This is a genomic window from Myxococcota bacterium, from assembly GCA_039030075.1.
Classification (GTDB): Bacteria; Myxococcota_A; UBA9160; order UBA9160; family SMWR01; genus JAHEJV01.
Genome location: JBCCEW010000032.1, coordinates 1 through 18052 on the forward strand (window position 1 = coordinate 1; position 18052 = coordinate 18052).

General features: G+C 69.7%; 16 protein-coding genes. 3 read left to right on the plus strand and 13 right to left on the minus strand.

Annotated elements, in window-relative coordinates; translation table 11 throughout:
* From AAF430_23590 to gatC, 10 genes are all read right to left on the minus strand, one after another.
* On the minus strand, nucleotides 1-287 hold a 287-nt coding region (locus AAF430_23590; GenBank protein MEM7413234.1), incomplete at its 3' end, for an alanine racemase.
* A 46-nt stretch (nucleotides 288-333) separates the two neighbouring features.
* A complete protein-coding gene (locus AAF430_23595) occupies nucleotides 334-870 on the minus strand; it encodes a hypothetical protein (GenBank protein ID MEM7413235.1) in 537 nt (178 codons plus the stop codon).
* Nucleotides 871-907: 37 nt separating this feature from the next.
* A complete protein-coding gene (locus AAF430_23600) occupies nucleotides 908-1912 on the minus strand; it encodes an NAD(P)-dependent alcohol dehydrogenase (protein MEM7413236.1) in 1005 nt (334 codons plus the stop codon).
* A 19-nt stretch (nucleotides 1913-1931) separates the two neighbouring features.
* On the minus strand, nucleotides 1932-2813 hold the full coding sequence (locus AAF430_23605; protein ID MEM7413237.1) for a hypothetical protein: 882 nt from the start codon (nucleotides 2811-2813) through the stop codon (nucleotides 1932-1934).
* A gap of 64 nt (nucleotides 2814-2877) precedes the next feature.
* Nucleotides 2878-3798 carry a branched-chain amino acid transaminase gene (locus tag AAF430_23610; GenBank protein MEM7413238.1) on the minus strand — a complete coding sequence of 307 codons (921 nt, stop codon included), beginning with the start codon at nucleotides 3796-3798 and terminating at the stop codon, nucleotides 2878-2880.
* A gap of 71 nt (nucleotides 3799-3869) precedes the next feature.
* Nucleotides 3870-5855 carry a response regulator gene (locus AAF430_23615; protein MEM7413239.1) on the minus strand — a complete coding sequence of 662 codons (1986 nt, stop codon included), beginning with the start codon at nucleotides 5853-5855 and terminating at the stop codon, nucleotides 3870-3872.
* 117 nt (nucleotides 5856-5972) lie between these two features.
* Nucleotides 5973-8120: an AsmA family protein gene (locus tag AAF430_23620; protein ID MEM7413240.1), complete on the minus strand. Its 2148-nt coding sequence runs from the start codon at nucleotides 8118-8120 to the stop codon at nucleotides 5973-5975.
* Nucleotides 8117-9586 (minus strand): Asp-tRNA(Asn)/Glu-tRNA(Gln) amidotransferase subunit GatB, encoded by a 1470-nt coding sequence (gene gatB, locus AAF430_23625; GenBank protein ID MEM7413241.1) that lies wholly within the window; start codon nucleotides 9584-9586, stop codon nucleotides 8117-8119. Before gatB ends, AAF430_23620 begins: the two co-directional genes overlap by 4 nt.
* Nucleotides 9583-11046, minus strand: coding sequence for an Asp-tRNA(Asn)/Glu-tRNA(Gln) amidotransferase subunit GatA (gene gatA / locus AAF430_23630; protein ID MEM7413242.1), 1464 nt, complete (start codon nucleotides 11044-11046; stop codon nucleotides 9583-9585). The genes gatB and gatA overlap by 4 nt, the downstream gene beginning before the upstream one ends.
* On the minus strand, nucleotides 11046-11351 hold the full coding sequence (gene gatC, locus AAF430_23635; protein ID MEM7413243.1) for an Asp-tRNA(Asn)/Glu-tRNA(Gln) amidotransferase subunit GatC: 306 nt from the start codon (nucleotides 11349-11351) through the stop codon (nucleotides 11046-11048). Before gatC ends, gatA begins: the two co-directional genes overlap by 1 nt.
* Nucleotides 11352-11413: 62 nt before the next feature.
* Between gatC and AAF430_23640 the strand changes: the two genes are divergently transcribed.
* Together AAF430_23640 and AAF430_23645 are read left to right on the plus strand one after the other, a co-directional pair.
* Nucleotides 11414-12901 (plus strand): DEAD/DEAH box helicase, encoded by a 1488-nt coding sequence (locus tag AAF430_23640; protein MEM7413244.1) that lies wholly within the window; start codon nucleotides 11414-11416, stop codon nucleotides 12899-12901.
* Between the two features lie 13 nt (nucleotides 12902-12914).
* Nucleotides 12915-13475 (plus strand): TIGR00730 family Rossman fold protein, encoded by a 561-nt coding sequence (locus AAF430_23645; protein ID MEM7413245.1) that lies wholly within the window; start codon nucleotides 12915-12917, stop codon nucleotides 13473-13475.
* A 67-nt stretch (nucleotides 13476-13542) separates the two neighbouring features.
* Here the strand turns inward: AAF430_23645 and AAF430_23650 are convergent, their stop codons facing one another.
* Together AAF430_23650 and larE are read right to left on the minus strand one after the other, a co-directional pair.
* Nucleotides 13543-14373, minus strand: a complete 831-nt coding sequence (locus AAF430_23650; protein MEM7413246.1) for a hypothetical protein — start codon at nucleotides 14371-14373, stop codon at nucleotides 13543-13545.
* 2 nt (nucleotides 14374-14375) lie between these two features.
* Nucleotides 14376-15221 carry an ATP-dependent sacrificial sulfur transferase LarE gene (larE, locus tag AAF430_23655; protein MEM7413247.1) on the minus strand — a complete coding sequence of 282 codons (846 nt, stop codon included), beginning with the start codon at nucleotides 15219-15221 and terminating at the stop codon, nucleotides 14376-14378.
* A gap of 134 nt (nucleotides 15222-15355) precedes the next feature.
* Between larE and AAF430_23660 the strand changes: the two genes are divergently transcribed.
* Complete coding sequence (locus tag AAF430_23660; GenBank protein MEM7413248.1) at nucleotides 15356-16441, plus strand: D-alanine--D-alanine ligase family protein; 1086 nt, start codon at nucleotides 15356-15358, stop codon at nucleotides 16439-16441.
* 48 nt (nucleotides 16442-16489) lie between these two features.
* On the opposite strand, the gene AAF430_23665 is transcribed toward AAF430_23660, so the two are convergent.
* A complete protein-coding gene (locus tag AAF430_23665; protein ID MEM7413249.1) occupies nucleotides 16490-17896 on the minus strand; it encodes a sulfatase in 1407 nt (468 codons plus the stop codon).
* Nucleotides 17897-18052 lie beyond the last annotated feature (156 nt).

Here is an 18052-nt window from a genome sequence, read left to right on the forward strand (position 1 = left end):
CGCGCATCGACGCGGCCCAACCGGCTGGCGTCGACGACTTCATTGGCGAGCAGCAGGTCGTCGCCGAGTCCGGCGGCGGCCATGCCCTCGACCTCCCGCACCGTCGCGCAGGTGAAGGTGCGATGGCCGTGGGCGGCCTGGCGCTTCGCGAGCGATGTGCACTTGTGCGCCTTCACGTGGGGCCGCAGGCGCGCCCCGGGCAGCGCTTTGGCCATCGTCGCGAGGTTGTGCTCGAGCGTCTCGGCGTCGACGAGGAGTGCAGGGGTCGTCAGGTCGGCTACGCGCACGGCGGGTTCCTCCGTCGCGCAGCGTACCCCCACCGAAGGGGGTGCGTCAGCGCAGCGCGGCGACGCAGGTGGCGCAGAGCACGTCGGGCCCGAGCCCATTCCCGGTCACGGCGATGTGGGCCTCACCGCCGCGTTCGATCGACTGGCCGCAGTCCGCGCAGCGGGCTTCGCGGTTCAAGAGGAGGGGCTGCCAGCCCAGCACGTCCGGATGGTCCTCGGAAGGCGTCGCACCAGCGCCGTCAGCCGCGGGCTCGGGAGCCGGCTCCGGGCTCGGATCGCGCGCTTCCCAGCGGGCTCCGCGACGCCGTCCGCGCTGCCGCCGGCGAACCCGCTCGCGCGCCGCTTCGGCCTCGTCGACCACGTCCTCGAAGAGGTCGCCCATGTTCTCGGTGACGCTCTCGACGACGCTGAAGGTCTCTTCGAGCACGTTGCGCACCAGGTTCGAAACGGGGACCCGGAGCTCCTCGGCCGCTCTTCGGAGGTCATCGGCCAGGGCCTCGGAGACCCGGGTGTGGAGGACACGCTCGTGGCGGCGGCGACGGCCGCGCGACGAGCCGCAGGAGGATCGGTGTGTATCACGCATGGATCACAATGTATCACAATGTGATCCAAACACACCCTCAGGAGCCGCCTCTGCCTCCCGAGGCCTCGGGGCCGGCCAGATCGAGGACGACCGCGCCCGTCCGGCTCCCCCCGTCCACGTAGCAATGGGCCGCCGCCGCCTCTTCGAAGGGGAAGCGGCGATCGATCACCCCGCGGATGGCGCCGGACCCGGCCAGCTCGACGAGGGTCTCCAGGTCCGCGGGGCGCGAAGCGGCAAACCGGCTCCGCACCCGCTGGGTGCGCGTCGCGTTGGTCCAGTGACTCCGCAAGAGCGATGGCAACGAGGCATTGGCCAGGAGGTAGCGGCCGCGCGACGTCAGCGCGGAGAGGGCCCGCGCGTAAGAGCTTCCGAACACCAGATCGAAGATCACGTCGTAGCGGGGGCCCGCGGCGGCGAAGTCCTCGCTCGTGTAGTCGAGCGCGTGGTCCGCGCCGATCTTCCGCAGCCGCTCGAGCTTCGGTCCCGCATCCACCGCGGTCACCTCGGCGCCGAAGTGCTTCGCGAGCTGGACCGCGAGCACGCCGATGTTCCCGCCGGCACCGTTCACCAGGACGCGTTCACCGGGTTGCACGTCGGCCATTCGCAGGAAGTGGAGCGCGTTGTCGCCGCCGACGGGGAGCGTCGTCGCCTCGGCGAATTCGAGGTTCGGTGGGATGTGCGCAATCGCGCCGCGGCTCGACACGCAGGCGAACTCGGCGTGCCCTCCGAAGCCGAGCCCCAGCGACGCGCAGACCCGATCGCCGGCGGCGAAGTTCGTGACCTCGCTGCCGACGGCGTCGACCACGCCGGCCGCTTCCTGCCCGAGGATGGGCCAGCGTGGGGTTCGAAGGCCCATCGCCAACCGGAGGGGAATCCCGAACCAGAGCGGAAACGAAAACGCACGCGCTTCCGCGTCCCAGGTGCCGACCGTCGTCGCGCAGACGCGCATCCGCACCTCGTGCGGTTCCGGCGTCGGCGTCGGAACCTCCTCGATCCGCACGACCTCCGGCGGTCCGTAGCGGCGGTAGACGGCTGCCTTCATCCGAACCCCCGATTCGGCGCTAGCCCCTCGCGCGCGGCGCGTGGGCGCGGTGTTTCGCGTCCATCGCTCGCCTTCGCCAGTGCGCGAGGCCCACCACCGCGCAGGCGCCAAACCCCAGACCACCCGAGGGCTCGGGGAGGGGCACGAAGCCCTCGAGCTGGTGGACCGTCACGCGGTGGTCGGTACCTCCGCAGCACATCGCGTAGTTCCACGACATCTGTCCGAGTCCTCGAATGTCTCCGAGCGTGAGCGCTCCGATGTCGATCACGGGCGTCTGCAGCTCCATCCCGTCCGTACTGAGGGAAGCCGTGGCCTCAGCAGTGGACAAGTCGACCACAAGGTCGATCCAGAAGACGTCGCCGTCGAGGATCGCCTGGCTCATTGCGGGGGGGAGATCGACGCCTACTTCTCGAAACGACACGCGCGCGGGAATCACCTGCGAGATCGCGAGCACCGGTACCACCCCGTCTTCCATGAACACGGCGGCCGTCAAGCCGATACCGGGGCTGGGGTCCTGCGTCGTCTGGAAGATCACACCGGCTTGAGACTCGAGTTGCCCGAACTCGAATCCGCTGAAGACTCCGCGTACGCCGAACTGGCCGGGCAACGTGGGCACCACGTCGTCGCCTCGGGTGAGCCCCTCGAGTCCGAAGAGTCCGATCTTCAGATCGAACCAACCCGCTGGATTCAGCGTCAGCGTGGAGTTGGTGCCCGGCACGATGTCCAGCAACTCCAGACCACCCACCCCATACGCGTCGGTCTCGGGAGTGGTGGGAAACGTCGTCTCGCCAATGAAGTTCTCGCGGTAGATCGGCGCATACCCCGTATCGAGCAGCGCCGCGCTCGCGCCCTGCGCCACGAGGAGCAACACCAGGGTCTGTCGAACCGTCCAGCGGGCCATGCGGGCACCTCTCGGGGCCCAGCATACGCGAGCGACCTCGCGCGCGGTGAGGTCGCAGCAACGCCTAGAGGAACGTCAGCCAGTCCTGGTACTTCGCCTGGCTGCCCGCGACCACGTCGAAGAACGCCTTCTGTAGCGTCTCGGTGACGGGGCCGCGCCCGCCGGCGCCGATCGTGCGGCGGTCGATCTCGCGGATCGGGGTCACCTCGGCGGCGGTCCCGGTGAGGAACACCTCGTCGGCCGTGTAGAGCTCATCGCGGGTGATCTGGCGCTCTTCGATCGGAACGCCGTGGTCGCGCGCCAGGTCGAGCACCGTCGCCCGCGTGATCCCGCCGAGGACACTGTGGAGCGTCGGCGTCGCCATCACCCCGTCGCGCACCACGAAGATGTTCTCACCGCTGGCTTCCGAGACGAGACCCTGCGGGTCGAGCATGATCGCCTCGTCGTAGCCGTCGAGCAGGGCCTCGCGCTTCGCGAGGATCGAGTTGACGTAGTCGCCGCAGGTCTTGCCCTTGGTCATCTTCGAGTTCACGTGGTGGCGGCTGAAGGTGGACACCTTCGCGCGAATGCCGCGCTCGACGCCCTCGTCGCCGAGGTACTTCCCCCAGGCCCAGGCGATCACGGCGACGCGGATGTCGTTGTTGCCCGGGTTGAGACCCATCTCCCCGTCTCCCACGAACACGAGCGGTCGCAGGTAGCCCTCGGGCAAATCGTTCTGACGGAGCGTCTCGAGGCAGGCCGCCTCGACGGTCGCAGCGTCGAAGGGAACGTCCATCAGGTTGATGCGGGCCGAGTCGAACAGGCGCCGCACGTGCTCCTCGAGGCGGAACACCGCCGAGCGCCCGTCGGTCGTGCGGTAGCAGCGGATCCCCTCGAACACCCCGAGCCCGTAGTGGAGGGTGTGGGTGAGGATGTGGACGTTGGCGGCGTCCCAGTCGACGAACGCGCCGTCGAGCCAGATCTTCTTGCCGGATACCTTGCTCACGGAAAACCCTTGCTCACGGAATCACCTCGCTCACCCCGGGCTCTTTCGTGTCGTTCCAGGGCGCTCGGCGATCAGCGACGCAGCAGGCGTCCGATCAGTCCCTTGGACTTGTCTCGCCGCATCTGGATCAGCCGGAGCTCCCGGAGCGCCTCCAGGCACTCGGGCTCGATCTGCACGGCCCGGACGAACATCTTCTCGGCGTCGTCGGCGCGGCCGACCGCCTTGTGGAGGCGGCCGAGGAAGAGGTAGGGCTTCTCGCGGTGGCTTGCCAGCTTCACCCCCCGCTTCACGTGCTCCATGGCCTCGGCCACCATTCCCGCGTCACCCGGGTGACACAGATGCAGGGCGTAGCCGTAGTGGGCGTGGTAGTCGCCCTCCTCGGGGTAGAGCTCGAGCGCCTTGCCGAAGTGGACCAGACAGGTCTCGTAGTTCCGGGTCGCGAGGGCGTCCTCGCCCTTGCGGAACTCGATCTCGGCCTGGAAGGCCTTCTCGGCGGTCTGATGCTCGCGGGCCTCGCGGGCTTCGCGCTTCGCGGTGAGCTCCTGCGGCGACGGGCCAACCGACTGCGGCGGCTCGGTATCGGCGCTGCAGAGGGTTTCGTAGGCCTCGCGCACACGGCCAAAGACGTCTTCGGCGAGGCGCTGGAGCGGTTGGCTCCCGTCCTTGAAGCGGTCGGGGTGGGAGTGCGCGGCGAGTCGCTCGTAGGCGGTCGCCACGTCCTCGGGTGATGCGTCGGCGGCCACGCCGAGCACCTCGTGGGGCGCGCCCGCGCGAAGCTGGTCGGCCAGGGCCATCAACTCTGCATGACGCGGATCCTCGCGACGCGCGTCGCGGCGCGGCGGGTCGACCACCCGCTCTTCGACGGCGTCGATGCTCGGCGTCGTGGCCGCCGCCGGAGACCGGCGCTCGGGCACGACCGACGGCTTCGCCTGGAGTTCCAGCATGCCGGCCGCCAGCAGCCCATAGACCGTCCGGCGCAGGCGTTCGTCGCGGCCGGTGAAGCGCGACAGCTTCTGGGTGCCATCGATCTCCTGGAGGATGCCGTCGTGCTCCGGATCGATGTGCAGGTCCTGGAAGCGATAGAAGGGCGACTCGCCGTGTCGCACGAAGCGGCCCTTCTGTCGGTCGAGGTAGCGATCGATGCGGTCGAGGGGGAAGCGCGTACGCACGCCTTCGAGGATCAGGCTGGCGGGGCTGCGGCCGAGGCCCATCGCGTTGGCGCGCTGCAGCTGACTGCCGCGCTCGAAGCGGAAGGTGCCGCCCTTCCAGGAGAAGATCTCGAAGAACTTCTCGTCGGCCTGCTCCCGCAGCGCCTGGGTGACCTCTTCTTCCGAGAGGATCTGCATCGCGACGAGGATCTCGCCGTGGCGCACCGACTGCTTGTCGGCCTCGCGTCGCGCCGCTTCGATCACGCCGGCGTCGGTGCTACGGGTGCGCTCGAGGTAGCGGCCGAGGGTCTCGCGCACGAGGTTCGAGCGAATCGACACGGGGTAGCCATCGCGCAGCTGCACCCACTTCCGCTTCTTCTCGTGGGCCAGGTGCAGCGTGCCGGTGGCGCGTAGTCCATGGAGGTGGTGCAGGAGCGCCGGGAAGGGCACGCGGTCGAAGGTCCCCGAAGAGCGGCGCCGACGCGACGGCGCTTCGGACGGCTCTTCCTGGGCGGTCATCGGCCCCTTCGACGACCGGATCGCCTCTTGCACGACGGTGAGCAGCTTGTCGAGAGGAACCGGCTTCGACAGCAGATCGAAGGCCTTCAGAGCGTTCGCGCGCTGGGCGTAGGCCGGAGTCGGCGACGCGCCCGTGAGCACGATGACGGGCAGCTCACGCAGATGGTCCTGACCCTTCGCGTTGCGGATCGCGTCGAGGACCTCGAAGCCGTCGCGGCGCGGGAGCATCAGGTCGAGGAGCACCAGGTTCGGGGTGTGCTCCCGCAACACCTCCAACGCCTCGTCACCATCGTGACAGGTTCGGACCAGGTATCCCTCGCTCACCAGAGCCTTCGCGACGATCTGGCACAGGTTCCGATCGTCGTCCACGTACAGGACGCTCGCAGCCATCCATTCACCCCACTTCCAGGCCCTTTGCATCGCCCAATTGCCGGGTCGACTTGAGGTGGAGCGTTGCGCCCCGACTGGAAGTCGGAAGTGGGAACCGGTCCGTGAGCGCGGCCCGGCTCAGCGACCGCCGAGGATCCCCTCGAGCACCCGGTCGACGATCTCGCCGGTGCCCTCGCCGAGCTCCTTGTCGACCTTGCGGCGCAGCTCGCCGCGCTGGGCGTCGGTGGCGTAGGCGGCGGCCAGCTGGGTCGCGGAGTTGGTGGCCAGGCGCACCTTCGGTGACCCCATCTCCCCCTGGATCGAAGCAAGCTCGACCGAACGCTGGCGGGGCGTGTAGCCCTTGCGTGCGCCGAAGGCCTTCGCGAGCTCTGTATCGAGGGCTTCGTAGAACGTGAAGGAGCCGCGCAAATCGAGCGCGAGGTTTTCGAGGGCGATCGGGCCGGTCAGCTCGGCGCCGTACTCGCGATGGATCAGCTCGACGGGCTCGGTGATGATCTCGCCCTTGGCGATACGCAGGACGCCCGAGAGACGTTCGAACTCCTCTCCGTAGAAGCGCTGAAGGTCGCGACCCCCCTGCCCCCGTCCGAGCTCTGCGAGGCGGGAGCCCAGCGGTCCGAGTACCGCTTCGAGCAGCGAGCCCCCGACGATCTTGCCCTTCAGGATCTCGAAGTTCAGCCGCCCGTTCAGCGTATTGGTGAAGCTGCCTTCCCCCGACAGTCGGCCGCGCAGCGTCCCCTTCGAGTCGAGCGGCCCGTGCAACCGGTTGGGCTGGTCCGCCAGTGCGGTGAGGAGCTTGTCGCTGTCGGCCTTCTTGGTTTCGAAGCCGAGCTCGAGGTCACGCGCTCCGAACAGGTCCTTCACCGTGAGCGCCAACGGGATCGCCTGCTCGGCGATCGTCGCGACGAGCCCCTGGGTCGCGAGTGCGTCGCCCTGCAGGTCGATGTCGCCGTTCAGGCGAATCGAGGTGAAGTCGGGCACGGCGACGTCGAGGTCGGCGAGCGACAGCGCCCCTTCGACGCGCGTCGGTTCCGTCTGGAGGGTCAACGCCGGGATCGCGAGCTGCCCTTTGAGGGGGGCGACGCCGAGCGGCGGAACCAGGGATTCCCAGCCGTCCATGCGGAACGCCGGCGCCTGCAGGTTCAGCTGGGTCGAGGGGTGGGTGCGCACGCTTCCCGTCGCTTCGAGATTGCGCAGCACGAGCTTCAGGGCGTCGACGGCGAGATGTCCCGCGTCGTCGGACGCGAGGGTGCCCGACACCACCGCCGGCACTTCCGGGGCCTTGGTGAAGTCGACGCCGTAGCGGAGGTCGGCGTCGGTCAGGTCGACGCGGAAGGGCCCGGTCACGCTGCTCGAGAGGTTCGCGACCTCGAAATCCATCGCGACGGGACCCGCGAGCTGCAGCGGACCGTCCTCGATCGCGGCTTCTTCGATGCGCAGCGTGTCGCTCTTCGCGGACGGATCGCCGGTCTCGCCGGCGAGTGCGACGACACCCGAGAGGCGTCCCGCCCACTCGCCCGTCAATCCCGCGTAGGGAGCGAGGGCGTCGAGGGGCAGCGCATCGAGCTGGACGTCGAGGTCGAGGGGGCCCGACAGTGTCGCATTCCCGTCGATCGAGACGTGACCGCCCTGGACGTCGAAGCCACCCTCGACCGCGATCGGGTCGCCGAAGCCGCCGCCTTCGGCGGTGATGTCGAGGTTCTCGAAGCGGGTCACCGCGGGCGGCGAGAGGGTGCGGTCCTCGAGCTCGATCGTTCCATCGCGCAGCGCGATCCGGCCGATGCCCAGCATGATCCCCGCCTCGGGCGCGGGCGTGGAGTCGGGCGTCGCCTCCGCCTCGCTGGGTGCGTCGCTCGCCTCCTTCCCGGCCGGCGTAGGCGCGACCGGCGTCGGCAACACGAGCCCGTCCTCGGTGCGCACCAGGTGGACCGAGAGCGACTCCACCACGAACGAAGCGACCTCGAACTGACCGCGCAGGAGTGGCCAGAGTCCGACCCGCAGATCGATCAGATCGGCGCTCGCGAAATCCGGTTCGCCTTCCGCCTCCCCCAGCAGGCGCGGCGCCTCGACGTGGAGCGCGGGGGGCAGGAGCGCGAAGTCGATCGTCTCGTAGCGGAGCTCGAGACCCACCATCTGGCGGGCGGCGGCCTCGATCCGCGCGCGAACGGCGTCGTCGTTCGCGAAACGGGGCAGGACGATCGCGAGCCCGGCCACCAGCACGATCAGCAGCGCCAACAGCCCGAGTGCGGCGCGTGCGAGCCACTTCACGACTGGATCCGCGCCTGGAGTAGCTCGCGCACCACCTGCGGACTCGCCTTGCCCCCGGTTCGCTTCATGACCTGCCCCATCAGGAAGTTCAAGACCTTGGTCTCGCCGGCTCGGACGCGCTCGACGTCCTCGGCATTCTCGGCGATCACCGCGTCGACGGCCGCTTCCAGGACCCCGGTGTCGGAGACCGCTTCGAGGCCGCGCTCGCGGATCCACACCAGCGGATCGCCGCCCTCGGCCACCAGCTCGGGTACCAGGCCGCGTGCGCTCTTCGCCGTCGTCTTCCCCGACTCGACCGCATCCACCAGGTTCGCCAGGGCCTCAGGCGTGATCGCAGTGTCCTCGATCTCGGCGTCGCGATCGCGCAGCGCCCGGAGCACATCTCGCAGGATCCAATTGGCGACGGGCTTGGCCTGCCCGTGCACCTTCGCCGCCGTCTCGAAGAAGTCGGCGAGCGGACGCGAGACGGTCAGACCGCGCGCGTCGTACTCGGAGAGGTCGTACTCCCGCTGGAAGCGCTCGCAGCGGGCGTCGGCCAATTCGGGGAGCGCCGCGCGCACGGCTTCGATTTCGTCTGCCGAGATCTGTAGCGGCACGAGATCGGGGTCCGGGAAGTAGCGGTAGTCGTCCGCGTTCTCCTTCAGCCGCAGGACCCGCGTGCGTCCGCTGTTCGGGTCGTAGGCCATGGTCGCCTGGACGACGGGCTCGTCGTCGTCGAGCAGATCGGCCTGGCGTTCGATCTCGGCTTCGAGGGCCGCCTCGACGCTGCGGAAGGAGTTCAGGTTCTTCAGCTCGGTGCGGGTGCCGTACTCGCTGGCGCCGTGGGGGCGCAGGGAGAGGTTGGCGTCGCAGCGGAAGTGGCCGAGTTCCATGTCGGCGTCGGACACGTCGATGTAGCGGAGCACCGCGCGCAGGGTGCGCAGGTACGCCACGGCTTCGGCCGGCGAGCGCATGTCGGGTTCGGACACGATCTCGAGGAGCGGCACGCCCGCGCGGTTCAGGTCGACGTGGGTCGCGTCCCCGGCGATCGCCGCGTCGTGGATCGACTTGCCCGCGTCCTCTTCCATGTGGATGCGGGTCAGGTTCACGCGCTTCGTCGCGGCGTTCTTGCCCTCGCCCACCACGACGTCGAGCCAGCCGCCTTCGATCACCGGCTCTTCGAACTGGGAGATCTGGTAGCCCTTCGGCAGGTCGGGATAGAAGTAGTTCTTGCGGGCGAAGACGGAATGGCCACGCACCTCGCCGTGGGTTGCCAGGCCCGCGCGGATCGCCAGCTTCACGGCTTCGCGGTTCAGCACGGGGAGCACGCCGGGCAGCGCGAGACACACCGGGTGCACGCTGTGGTTCGGCTCCTCGCCGTAGCTGACCGGCGCCGGGCTGAAGAGCTTCGAGCGGGTGCGGAGCTGGGCGTGCACCTCGAGCCCGATCACCACTTCGTAGTCGGGATGGGAGGTGGGCGTGGTCACGGAAACTCCGGCGGCGTCGCCGTGTGGTGGTCGGTGCGGCGCTGGAAGGCGTCGGCCGCTCGCAAGAGCGTCGCCTCGTCGAGGGCCGGACCGAGCAGCTGGAGCCCGATCGGAAGCCCTTCGGCGAAGCCACAGGGAAGCGAGACACCGGGCACGCCCGCGAGGTTCGCGGACACGGTGTAGACGTCGGACAGGTACATCGTGAGCGGGTCGTCGGTCTTCGCCCCGATCGGGAAGGCCACCTCCGGGGTCGTCGGCGTCGCCAGGAGGTCGCAGCCCTCGAAGGCGGCTTCGAAGTCGCGGCGCAGGAGCGTCCGCACCTGCTGGGCCTTCTTGTAATAGGCCTCGTAGTAACCCGCCGACAACACGTAGGTGCCGAGCACGATGCGCCGTTTCACCTCGGCACCGAACCCTTCCGAGCGCGAGCGGAAGTAGAGATCGGTGAGGCTCTCCACCTGGTCGGCGCGGTAGCCGTACCGCACGCCGTCGTAGCGGGCGAGGTTGCTCGACGCCTCGGCGGTCGCGATCAGGTAGTAGGTCGCGACCGCATAGGAAGTATGGGGCAGCGAAACGGGGCGCACCTTGGCGCCCGCCGCCTCGAGCTCGCCCACCGCGGTACGAACGGCGTCGAGCACCGCCGGGTCCGCGCCCTCGGTAGCGAAGTACTCGTCGGGCAGGCCGATCACCAGCCCCGACACGTCCCCGTCGAGGCGGCCGGAGAGGTCCGGCGCCGGCTCGGGCAACGACGTCGAGTCGCGGGGATCGTGGCCGCAGAGGCACTCGAGGCCGAACGCCGCATCTTCTGCGCTGCGCGCGAACACGCCGATCTGATCGAGGGAAGAAGCGAAGGCGACCAGGCCCCAACGCGACACCCGCCCATAGGTGGGCTTGATCCCCACCACGCCGCAGAGTGCAGCCGGCTGCCGGATGGATCCGCCGGTGTCGCTGCCGAGAGCGAGCGGGACGATGCCCGCCGCCACCACGGCGGCCGAGCCGCCCGAGGAGCCGCCCGGCGCGCGCTCCAGGTCCCACGGGTTGCGGGTCGCGCCCTGACAGGACTGCTCGGTCGAGGAGCCCATCGCGAACTCGTCGAGATTCGTCGCGCCGATCACGACCGCCCCAGCCGCCTCGAGGCGCTCGACGGCGGTCGCGTCGTAGGGCGAGACGAAGCCCTCGAGGATCCGCGAGCAACAGGTGGTGCGCTCCCCGCGCTTCACCAGGTTGTCCTTCAGCGCGACGGGGATGCCATCGAGAGGGCCGCGCACCGCGCCCTGGGCCCGGCGGGCGTCCGACGCTGCCGCGTCGGCCAGCGCCCCCTCCTTGCGGAGCCACACGAAGGCGCGCAGCTGCGGTTCGAGGGTCTCTGCGCGCTCCAGGCTCGCCTGCACCAGTGCGACCGAGGTGGTGTCCCCCGACTCCAGTGCCGCCCGCAACGCGCGCAGCGAAGTGTACGCGGCCACTAGCCTTCTTCCTCGCCCGCGATGACCTTCGGAACGACGAAGGCGGAGCCGCTCGCCTCGGGAGCGTTGGCGACCGCGAGGGCCGGATCGAGCGGGGACGCCGGCTCGTCGTCGCGCAGCGGTGTGGGCATCGGCAACACGTGGGAGGTCGGCGGCACGCCTTCGGTGTCGAGGCCTTCGAGGGTCTCGACGTACTCGAGGATGGCGAGGAGGTCGCTCTGGGCGCGGGTCAGCTCGGCTTCGTCCATCGACAACCGAGCGAGGGCGACGACTCGCTCGACCTCGTCGCGCGAGATTCGGGCCATGCCCCGACGGTAGCACGGGCTTCTTGCGGGTAGAGGGCGCCGGGGTATGCTGCGCGCCACTCATGTCTGCCGAAACCGTCTTCTCGAGCCTTCCCGAGCCCGTCCAGCAGGGCATTCAATCGCTGGGCTGGTCCGAGCCGATGCCCGTGCAGGCAAAGGTGCTGCCCATCATGACGAAGGGCAGCGACATGATCGTGAAGGCGATGACCGGCAGCGGCAAGACCGGCGCCTTCGGCATCCCGATCGTGGCTTCGATCGACTCTGACACTCTTGGGTGTCAAGCGATCGTGCTGGCGCCCACCCGCGAGCTCGCGAAGCAGGTGGCCACCGAGATCGAGGCGCTCGGCGCACCGAAGGGCATCCGCTGCCTCCCGATCTACGGCGGCGTCGGTTACGCCCAGCAGATCGAAGGCATCGAGGCCGGCCACCACGTGATCGTGGGCACCCCAGGCCGCATCCTCGACCACCTCGGCTCGGGGCGCCTCGTCCTCGACAAGGTGCGCATGCTCGTCCTCGACGAAGCCGACGAGATGCTCTCGCTCGGGTTCTGGCCAGACATGCGCGAGATCGCCACCTACCTGCCGAAGGAACGGCAGTCGTGTCTGTTCTCCGCGACGATCCCCGAGAAGGTGAAGTCGCTCTCTCGCTTCTTCCTCAACGAGCCCGAATACGTCTCGCTCGCCGAGGATCAGAGCTCGCCCCAGGAAATCGAGCACTACTACATGATCACGACGGCGCAGGAGAAAGAGGCGAACCTGCTCCGGATCATCGAGTACGAAGATCCCGAGAGCGCGATCATCTTCTGCAATACGAAGGACGACGTCCGTTTCGTCACGGGCTACCTGCAGCGTCGGGGCATCGACGCCGACCAGATCTCGGGCGATCTCTCCCAGGCCGCGCGCGAAGCGGCGATGGCCCGGATCAAGGCCGGCAACCTGCGGATCCTGGTCGCGACCGACGTCGCGGCCCGCGGCATCGACATCAGCGACCTCACCCACGTCATCGGCTACGCCGCACCCGAGTCGCCCGAGGTGTATGTGCACCGTACGGGTCGCACCGGCCGCGCGGGGAAGAGGGGCACCGCCATCTCGCTCGTGTCGGGGCTGGACATCGGCAACTTCCGGATGATCCAGAACGTCAACAAGATCAAGATCACCGAGCGCAAGGTCCCGACCGACGCGGACATCGCCGAGCGAGTCCGCGAGCGGCTCGCGGTGAAGGCCGAACAGGAGCTGCGCCATTTCGACGATCGGGAGCAGAAGGCGCTGCTCGACCGCTTCCTGCCCGCCGTCAACCAGCTGGTGCGCAGCGACGAGGGTCTGGCCGAGCTGGCGACGATTTGTGCCTTGTTCCTGAAGGAGCACCGGCCCGAATCTCCCGATACGCCGGGCGCGGCCCCCGCGGCCGACCCCGAAGACCCGAGCCATCGCCCGCCCCCGCGCGGCGGCGGCGGCGGCGGTGGGCGAGGCGGTCGTGGTGGAGGCGGCGGGCGCGGTGGGCGTGGCGGCGGACGCGGTCGCTCTCGAGGCGGACGCGGCAAACGCTCCTGACGGTCCGCGTCCCATGCGCGTCACCGTCTACTGCGGTTCCAGCCGCCGGATCCCCGACGCGTACCACGACGCGGCGCGACGCGTCGGGACGGCGCTCGCGAAGCGCGGCTGCACGCTCGTCTACGGCGGAGGCCGGACGGGCCTGATGGGCACCGTGGCCGACGCGGTGCTCGCGGCCGGGGGCAGCGTGGAGGGCGTGATCCTCGATCGCTTCGTCGACATGGACGTGCAGCACGACGGTCTCGACCGCCTGCACCAGGTGTCGGACATGCGGGAGCGAAAGCGCGGCCTCGAGGAAGCGGCCGATGCTTTCCTCGCACTCCCCGGCGGACTCGGGACGCTCGAAGAACTCACCGAGGTGCTCTCGTTCCGAAAGCTCGGCTTCCACGCGCGGCCCCTGGTTCTGCTCGACACCCGGGGTTTCTTCCAACCCCTGGTCGCGCAGATCGAGCGCGGCATCGCCGACGGCTTCGACGACGCGAAGCTGCGCGAGGGTTTCACCGTGCTCGAAGATCCGGAAGCCGCCGTCGCCCACTGCGTCGAGGCGGCCGGGGCCGAGCCCGCGCGGCGCTAGGGCGACGTCCCGTCCCCAGGCTTCGAGAGACGTTCCAGTCCTCAGGCTTCGAGAGACGCTCCAGTCCTCAGGCTTCGAGAGAAGTCCAATCCGCGACGGCCGAGGGCCGCAGACGCCCGGCGGGATCCGCGAGCACAGGCGTGCCCGCGGCCGCGAGGGAACGTTCGACCGCCGCCAGGTCATGGCGTTGCTTGCGCAGCTCCGCCACCACGTCGTCGCCAAGGCCGAAGGCGAGGACGCCATCGTCCTCGGGAAGGGCTCGGCGCTCGGCACCGCTGAAGTCGACCCCGGCCGCGACACCCGCCGCGTCGGCGAGAAGCATGGCGCCGCCCGGGGCCGCCGGTCGAGAGAGACACCACTCGAGAGCCGGCCCGACGGCCTCGAAGCGCTCCAGACAGTCACGCGCAAGCATCGCCGCCGGCGCTGCGAAGCGTCCCTTGGGTCCGGGGCGCGCTGCGAACGCCACCACCAGACCCGAGGCGTTCACCCCGAGCCACGGCTGGCTGGCCGTGACCGCGGCGAGCTCCAGGGCACCGAAGCGGCCCTCGGGTGCCACGCGCCGCAGCGTGCTGTCGGGCACCGCGGTAGCCCCCACCCGCACGCCATCGTCGGTGACCACCACGGCGATCGCCGTTTCCGGCGTGTCCGCGAGACCGGCGATCAGCGCATGGGTCGGGACCCCCGCCGCGCGCGCCATCCCCTCTAGCCACTCGGCCTGGTGCGGGAAATAGCGCCGCACGTCGCGGGCCTGCCGTCGCGCTTCCGCGCCCGAGCGCCAGGCTCTCCAGAGGGTGGCAACGCCACCGCCGCCGCAAGCGGCGACGATCGCATCGCGCAGCGCACGCCCCTGATCGCCACCGCAGTCGCGCGGCGCGCCCTCGCATTCCACGACGCGCACGGCTAGCGCTCGCTGGGAGCGCTGCGGATCTGGAGCACTTCGTTGAGTGAACCCGTGCGATACCCGTCGAGATCGAGGGAGACCCAGCGGAAGCCGAGCGGGCGGATCGCCTCGCTCATGCGCACCGCCATGTCCGGGTCGAGGGCGCGCGACAGCTCGCTCGGCTCGACCTCGATGCGCGCGACGTCGCCGTGGTGCCGCAAGCGCACCTGGCGGAAACCGAGCTGGCGCAGCGCTTCTTCGCCGAGCTCCACCTGGCGCAACCGCTCGGGCGTCACCTCGGTGCCGTAGGGCAAGCGGGAAGACAGGCAGGCAGAGGCCGGGAGTTCCGCGGTGGGCAGACCCGCCGCGCGCGACAGATCGCGAATGTCCTGCTTCGAGAGCTCCGCGTCGAGGAAGGGCGACAACACGCCGCGTTCGTCGGCCGCACGGTGACCGGGACGAAAGTCGCCGGTGTCGTCGGTGTTCACCCCGTAGGCGACCGCTTCGAAGCCGAGGTCGCCGCGCAGGCGGCCGAGCACATCGAAGAGTTCGGTCTTGCAGTGGTAACAGCGGTCCGGGCGGTTCGCGCGGTACTCGGGGCTGGCCATCTCGTCGGTTTCGATCCAGCGATGGGCGAAGCCGAAATCGCGCGACACCTGTTCGGCCATGTCGCGGTGGGTATCGGGGTAGGAGGGCGACAGCGCCGTGACCGCCAGCGCGTCCTCGCCGAGGACCTGGTGGGCAGCGAACGCCAGGTAGCTCGAATCGACCCCACCCGAGTACGCGACCAGCAGGCGGCCGGCAGTCCGCAGACTGTCCTCGAGGAGAGATTGTTTTCTTTGGAGTTCCGGGGAGATGGCCGACACGTGAGGCAGGGTACGAAGGGCCTCAGAGACGGTCAACCGAGCGCCGGAGCCCTCCCCCTGGAAGGCTCGGCCCGGGGGTTCTGGGCGGGCGGCCCGGGATTCCATAGCTTCCGGGGCAAGGGGGAGGAGGGGTGATGACGAAGCTGCGCGTGGGCCTGTTGTTCGGGGGGCGCTCGGTCGAGCACGAGGTGTCGCTGGCATCGGCGGCTTCGATCTTTCGAGCGCTCGACCCGGCCCGCTACGACGTGCGCCTGATCGGCGTCGACCCCGGGGGCCGCTGGCACCTGGCGGCGCCGGCACTCCCGCCCCACGCGGCGCTCCAGGGCGACGAGGTCCTGCTCCCCGCCGCTCCCGGCGGCGGCGCCCTCGTGGCCACGGGCCAGGGCGGAGCCGTGGCCGAGCTCGACGTGGTGTTCCCGATCATCCACGGACGCGGCGGCGAGGACGGCTCGCTCCAGGGACTGCTCGAGATGGCCGAGGTCGCCTACGTCGGCTCGGGCGTGCTCGGCTCGGCCGTGCAGATGGACAAGGAGGTGAGCAAGCGCCTGCTCGCCGCGGCGAACCTGCCGGTGCTGCCCTACCGCTGCGTCCGCGAGACGGATGTCGCGGGAAACGCGGAAGCGGTGGTCACCGAGATCCTCGAAGCGCTCTCCCTGCCCGTCTTCGTGAAGCCCGCGAACCTCGGCAGCAGCGTCGGCATCCACCGCGTGACCGAAGCCGACGCGCTCCTGCCCGCGCTGCAGGACGCACTCCGCTACGACCCCAAGCTGCTGGTGGAGCAGGGCATCGCCGCGCGCGACGTCGAGGTGGCGCTGCTGGGAAACGACCCGATCGAAGCCTCGGTGCCCGGCGAGATCCGCACCGACCGCGCCTTCTACGACTACGAAGCGAAGTACATGGACGAGGCAACCGAGCTCCTGATCCCGGCGCCCGTTTCGGACAGCCTGGCTCAGGGACTGCGCGACACCGCCATCGGAGCGTTCCGCGTCCTGGAAGGCCGCAGCATGGGGCGCGTCGACTTCCTCGTCGATCGCGAGACGGACGCTTACTACGTGAACGAGGTCAACAGTCTGCCGGGCTTCACCGACGGATCCATGTACCCGAAGCTCTTCGAAGCGAGCGGAGTGAGCTACCCGGCTCTCCTCGACCGCCTGATCGAGCTCGCCCTCGAAGATCACCGGCGCAAGTCGCGGCTCGAGACCCAGTTCCGGATTGCTTGAGTTCCCGGAGCGCCTGAGCCGTTCGCACCGCGGCCCGGGCGCGCTCACTCAGGGCAGCACGTAGCCCAGGGCGCGCAGGTGGTTGAGGCGCATCTCGTCGAGCTCGATCGTCTCGGGCGAGGCTTCCCAGGGCGTGGCCGCGTCGCTCCGGTAGCGCTCGAGCTCGGCGCGCAAGGACGCCACGCCCTCCGGGTCAGCGTCGGACAGGTCGTTCTGTTCGCGCGGGTCGCGCGTGCGGTCGTAGAACTCAGCGGGCGCGCCTTCGACGAGCGGCGCGATGAGTCGGCGGCCGGCATGGGTCACCGAAACGAGCGACGCATCGCCGCCGCGCCGCGGCTTTCCCCAGCCGCGCAGCAGGTGGGCGAATACGGGCGGAGCGGCGTCTGCGTCGGGCCCGGCGTCGCCCCCGGCCAAGAGCAGCGGGACCAACGAGCGACCGTCGGCGGCGGGAAGCGGCGGCAACCCCAGCAGGTCGAGCAGCGTGGGCCAGATGTCCGCGTTGGAGACGGTCTGCCGAACGCGGACGCCAGGTTCGAGAAGGAAGGGGGGCAGCACGATCCAGGGCACCCGCGTGACTTCGTCGTAGAGGTTGCGGGCGTGCCCCTCCTCGCCGTGTTCGAGGAACGACTCTCCGTGGTCGGCGGCGATCACGACGAGCGTCCGGCGCAGCAGGTCGCGGTCTTCGAGACGCTGCAAGAGCACGCCGATCAAGCGGTCGGTCCAGTGGATCGCCTGGTCGTAGATGTCCGAGTAGCTGTTCCCGAAGACGGCCGCTGCTTCGTCGTACACGTACTGGTGCACGTCCATGTAGTGCAGGTAGAGGAAGAAGCGCTCGTCGCCGACCTGGTCGAGGAAGTCGAGGGCGGTGATCGTGAGATCCTCGTCACTGCCTGCCAACGGCTGGGGAATCCGCGTCTCGCGGTGCAGACGGCGCCGCTCTGCGCCGGGCACGGGCTTCAGGTAGGTGTCGAAGCCCTGGGCGAACCCGAAGTTCGGCTCGACCCAACCGTTCCGCCAGAGCCCGACCGTCCGGAAGCCCGCGTCGCGAAAGATCTCCGCCGGCAGCACGGCGCTGTCCGGCAACACGTGGTCGAAGCGGAGCACGCCGTTGTTGATCGGGTGGGTTCCCGTCCACAGCGACGCCATCGAGGTCTTCGTCCAGCTCGATTGGGCGACGACGTCCTCGAAAACGATGCCGTAGGAAGCCGCCTCATCGAGGATCGCAGAGGTCGGCCTCGCGTATCCGTAGGTGCCCAGGCGGTCGGCGCGCAGGGTGTCCACCAGCAGGAATACCACGTTGAGATCGTCGCGCTCCGCGAGTGTCCCCAGGGCCTCGACCGGCGCTACGGAACGGCTGGGCACGCGCACCTGGAACTGGCTGGCGACGGCGGCCGCGAGCAGCCCGAGCGCGAGGACGACGTAGAAGCGAGGCGAATCCAGCCAGCGGCGCGACATGGTGCGCGCCCGAGGCTACCCGCGTGCCGCTCGCCGCGCCGCGAACATCGGCCCCTCGCGCCGGAAACACCCGCTCCTCGACTCTGGAACACCGGGGCTCGGAGCGTGGGGGAGCACTCCCTGACGAGTCGGGCTCGCGGCGTCCTATACTCCCCG

What these genes read in the sequence shown, in the direction of transcription:
- AAF430_23595 (MEM7413235.1), bottom strand. Translation starts at nt 870, where the DNA reads ATGCGTGATACACACCGATCCTCCTGCGGCTCGTCGCGCGGCCGTCGC.
- AAF430_23600 (MEM7413236.1), bottom strand. Translation starts at nt 1,912, where the DNA reads ATGAAGGCAGCCGTCTACCGCCGCTACGGACCGCCGGAGGTCGTGCGG.
- AAF430_23605 (MEM7413237.1), bottom strand. Translation starts at nt 2,813, where the DNA reads ATGGCCCGCTGGACGGTTCGACAGACCCTGGTGTTGCTCCTCGTGGCG.
- AAF430_23615 (MEM7413239.1), bottom strand. Translation starts at nt 5,855, where the DNA reads ATGGCTGCGAGCGTCCTGTACGTGGACGACGATCGGAACCTGTGCCAG.
- gatC (MEM7413243.1), bottom strand. Translation starts at nt 11,351, where the DNA reads ATGGCCCGAATCTCGCGCGACGAGGTCGAGCGAGTCGTCGCCCTCGCT.
- AAF430_23640 (MEM7413244.1), top strand. Translation starts at nt 11,414, where the DNA reads ATGTCTGCCGAAACCGTCTTCTCGAGCCTTCCCGAGCCCGTCCAGCAG.
- AAF430_23645 (MEM7413245.1), top strand. Translation starts at nt 12,915, where the DNA reads ATGCGCGTCACCGTCTACTGCGGTTCCAGCCGCCGGATCCCCGACGCG.
- AAF430_23660 (MEM7413248.1), top strand. Translation starts at nt 15,356, where the DNA reads ATGACGAAGCTGCGCGTGGGCCTGTTGTTCGGGGGGCGCTCGGTCGAG.
- AAF430_23665 (MEM7413249.1), bottom strand. Translation starts at nt 17,896, where the DNA reads ATGTCGCGCCGCTGGCTGGATTCGCCTCGCTTCTACGTCGTCCTCGCG.